At 55.4% G+C, this 3,640-nt stretch carries 2 protein-coding genes and 1 pseudogene; 1 reads left to right on the plus strand and 2 read right to left on the minus strand.

The genetic code is table 11. The features are described 5' to 3' along the window. Nucleotides 1-160 precede the first annotated feature (160 nt). Both NW815_RS12800 and NW815_RS12805 read right to left on the minus strand, forming a co-directional pair. Nucleotides 161-735, minus strand: a pseudogene (locus tag NW815_RS12800) (IS5 family transposase); the annotation flags it as partial. A gap of 98 nt (nucleotides 736-833) precedes the next feature. Further along, a complete protein-coding gene (locus NW815_RS12805; protein ID WP_414389984.1) occupies nucleotides 834-2,198 on the minus strand; it encodes a serine/threonine protein kinase in 1,365 nt (454 codons plus the stop codon). 134 nt (nucleotides 2,199-2,332) lie between these two features. Here NW815_RS12805 and NW815_RS12810 point away from each other — a divergent pair. Next, nucleotides 2,333-3,640, plus strand: a 1,308-nt coding sequence (locus tag NW815_RS12810; RefSeq protein WP_414416086.1) for a photosystem II high light acclimation radical SAM protein, incomplete at its 3' end; no start/stop codon positions are given.

Consider the following 3,640-nt stretch of genomic DNA (forward strand, 5'->3'; position numbering starts at 1 on the left):
CTGAGGGCTCAGCAGACCCAGCACCACCAGAGCCAGGTTGAGCCAGAGTGCCACCCCCCACTGACTCAGAAGCCACGCTTGCCACATATACCCTTAAACTTTAGCCACAGCAATTTGGCCAGATAATTCTCAGCACAAGCACCAATATAGCAATTCGTGTTAAATCGTAAAAAAATCTTTTATCGACTAAATGCCTCTCCCTGTAAACGTGCCGGTCAAATCTCCCACCACCCTCCTATTCCTCTTAGAAGGAATCAGCACCCGGCCTTCCCTTGTCTATCCTCTCCCTGAATTCCTGAGAATCTTATCCCCTATCACCTTCGTATGCTCTTCTTGCCAACTCTCTGGTAATGCCTCTGCTTGGGTAATATCCTGCTTTGCCCTGCTGTGATTCTAAACACTAACGGCTTCCCCAAACCATCCACACTCACATGGATCTGAGTGCTGTATCCACCTCGACTCCTCCCCAAAGCTTGCTCCCCTTTTTTTGCGGCTGCCCAGGGGTGAGCACGAACGACAGTTGAGTCAAGGATAAGATGCTCTAAGTCAGGGTCTTTCCCAAACTCCCAAGCAACTCCAGCGATGGAATCTCTGGTGTATCATTTTCCATATCTTTTTGGGAGGTAGCGCCACGGGGATCCAGAGCGAGCTATTACAGCAGGCCTTGGATAAACTGTTTGCATCCTGCCTCTTTGCCGATGTGGATCTGGATTCTGTTTTCAGGAAAGCTATAATTTTTTGCTATTTTATTTGCTGTGATCTGCAGCAAGATAACTCATCAGACCTTACCCAAAAACTGTCCTTATCATAACTAAATGCAAAAAACCTAACGACTACACCTTTTGCCGTTCAACTGGGATCTTCAGCCAACGGCTTAGTTCCGAGGCCAACCACTCCAGCTCTGGCTCCTGCAAAGGGATCCCCGCTCCCAACTCGTATTTGCGGTTGCCCGCCCAGATGTTCAACTGTGGGCTTTGGCATGGGATCAGCTCTAGCCGGTCAATATCCCATCGCCGACTGGGGGGAACTCTGCGAAAGCGCAGGCCAAACACCTCGTAAACCAGGCGAATGTATTTTGTGTCGATCCGTAGGTGGACTTTGCCGAATAGACCGTAGAGGATCCCGCCCACCATCCCCAACCCCACCGTCCAGAAGGGCAGGATCAATAGGCCAAACAACAGATTGGCCGGAAAAGGCGCATGCCCAACCGATATGATCGTGGAAAAGGTGATGACGGAGTTCCAAGCGATGGCGAAAGGCAGCAACGCCAAAACACCGGTTTGCCGGGCCGGGATCACCACCTGAAAGGTCTGTTCGGACTTGTGCAGTTGAATCCGGCTGCCTGCTGGCTGTCGAGGAGGGACTGCTGCTGCGTCTGAGGGAATCAAGGCGGGACGACGATCCAAATGCTCCAGCGCCTCCAGGGCCTGCCGGGCGGAAGCGGGACGATTCGCCACCAGAGGCTCCGTCATCCACCGCAGCCAGTCGCGAAAGGGCGGGCTCAGTTGCACCGCTTGCTCGAACACAATCCGGGCTCCCTCCTGGGGCAGATCCGCCGGGTGTTGGCCGGTGAGCAGGTGGATTAGGGTGGCACCCAGGCTGTAGAGGTCGGAAGCGGGCACGGTTCTGCCGCCAAATTGCTCTAGGGGCATGTAGCCGTAGCTCCCCACCACGGTGTAGGATCCCTGCTCCCGGGGGGCAGCCGCCTGAACCGAACCAAAGTCCACCAGATACACCTGCTGGTCGGATCCCAAGAGAATGTTGCTGGGCTTGAGATCCCGGTGAATGACGGGGGGATGGAGTTCGTGCAGGTAGACGAGAATGCGCAGCAACTTTTGCGCCAGCTCCCGCACCTCCGGCTCGGCAAAGCGCCGCCCTTGCTCCATCCACTCCTGCAAAGAGGGGGCGTCGATGTAGGTTTGCACCAGGGCCAGGCCCCGTCCTCCCTCAAAGCTAACCTCGAAGTGGTCGCGGTATTGGGGAATGGCCGGATGGGAGAGGGTCTGCAGGATCTGGGCTTCCCGCTCGAACAGCTTCAGGTCGGCCCAATCAAAGTCTGGCCCAAAGAGCAGCAGCTTGATCACAACCTGCTCCGAGGTGAGCAAATCCTGGGCCAGATAGGTGTGTCTGCCGCTGCGCTTGCTCAATCGCCGCTCTGGCCGATAGCGCTGGCGCCAAATTGGGCGCTCTGGAGCCATATCCCCTCCTCAGGTCTGACCCTGCTGGTTGTTTCAGCTTTAGCTTATCCTTGTCCCTTTTGGATCCCTGCCGCCGCGCCCCTCAAAAACCGACTAGAGTGAGTGAAGAGATGTAAAGTAAGCTCTCAGGTTGTATGGCCTCGCACCTGAAGATTCAAAAAATCCTTTATGTACGGCTGCCCTGCAACCCCATTTTTCCCATTGGGGTGGTTTATTTGGCCGATCATGTCCACAAGCTGTTCCCCCAAGTTGAGCAGCGCATCTTCGATATGGGCACCTTTCCGCCCCTAGATTTTCGCCGCCGCATGCTGGAGCAGATCGACCAGTTTCAGCCGGATTTGCTGGTTTTCTCTTGGCGGGATATTCAAGTCTATGCGCCGGTGAACGGGCGGGCCGGCAATCTACTGCAACACTCTTTTGAGTTTTTCTACGCCCGCAACCCCCTGAAAAAATTGCGGGGATCCCTGAATAGCCTCAGGCTGGTGCTGGCCTACTATGGCGAGATTTGGCGCAACACCCGGCTGGTCTGGCAGGGGATCCGCAGAGCCAGGCGCTACAAACCTCACGCTGAAGCGGTGTTGGGGGGTGGGGCAGTCAGCGTCTTCTACGAACAATTGGGCCGCTACCTGCCCCAAGGCACCATCATCTCGGTGGGGGAAGGAGAAACGCTGCTGGAAAAAGTCATCCAAGGGCAAAGCCTAGCCACAGAGCGCTGCTATCGGGCCAAGCTGGAGCAACCTCGCCCAGGTTTGATCCACGAGCCGCCCCAACCTCTGCAAAAAACCGCCTGTGATTACACCTACATCACCGCCATTTGGCCGGAAATTGACTACTACTTAGAAGGGGGCGACTTTTACATTGGGGTACAAACCAAGCGCGGCTGCCCCCACAACTGCTGCTACTGCATCTACACCGTCATCGAAGGCAAGCAGGTGCGCCTCAACCCTGTGGATGAGGTGATCCGAGAAATGATGCAGTTGTACGAGCGAGGAGTGCGAAACTTTTGGTTTACTGACGCCCAGTTTATCCCTGCCCGCCGCTACATTGAGGATGCGGAGGAATTGCTGCAGAAAATCCTTGATGCCGGCATGACCGATATTCGTTGGGCTGCCTATATTCGGGCCGACAACCTCACCCCAAAGCTGGCCGAGCTCATGGTGAAAACTGGCATGAGCTACTTCGAGATCGGCATCACCAGCGGATCCCAGGAGCTGGTGCGCAAAATGCGCATGGGCTATAACCTGCGCACGGTACTGGAGAGTTGCCGCTACCTCAAACAGGCAGGATTTAACGACCTGGTTTCGGTCAATTACTCCTTTAATGTTATCGACGAGCGACCGGAAACCATTCGGCAAACAGTACGGTATCACCGCGAGCTGGAAGCCATTTTTGGCCGCGACAAAGTTGAGCCGGCCATCTTCTTCATCGGCCTGCAACCCCAC

The sequence above is a fragment of the Synechococcus sp. R6-7 genome, from assembly GCF_047461695.1.
In the GTDB taxonomy this organism is placed as follows: domain Bacteria; phylum Cyanobacteriota; class Cyanobacteriia; order Thermostichales; family Thermostichaceae; genus Thermostichus.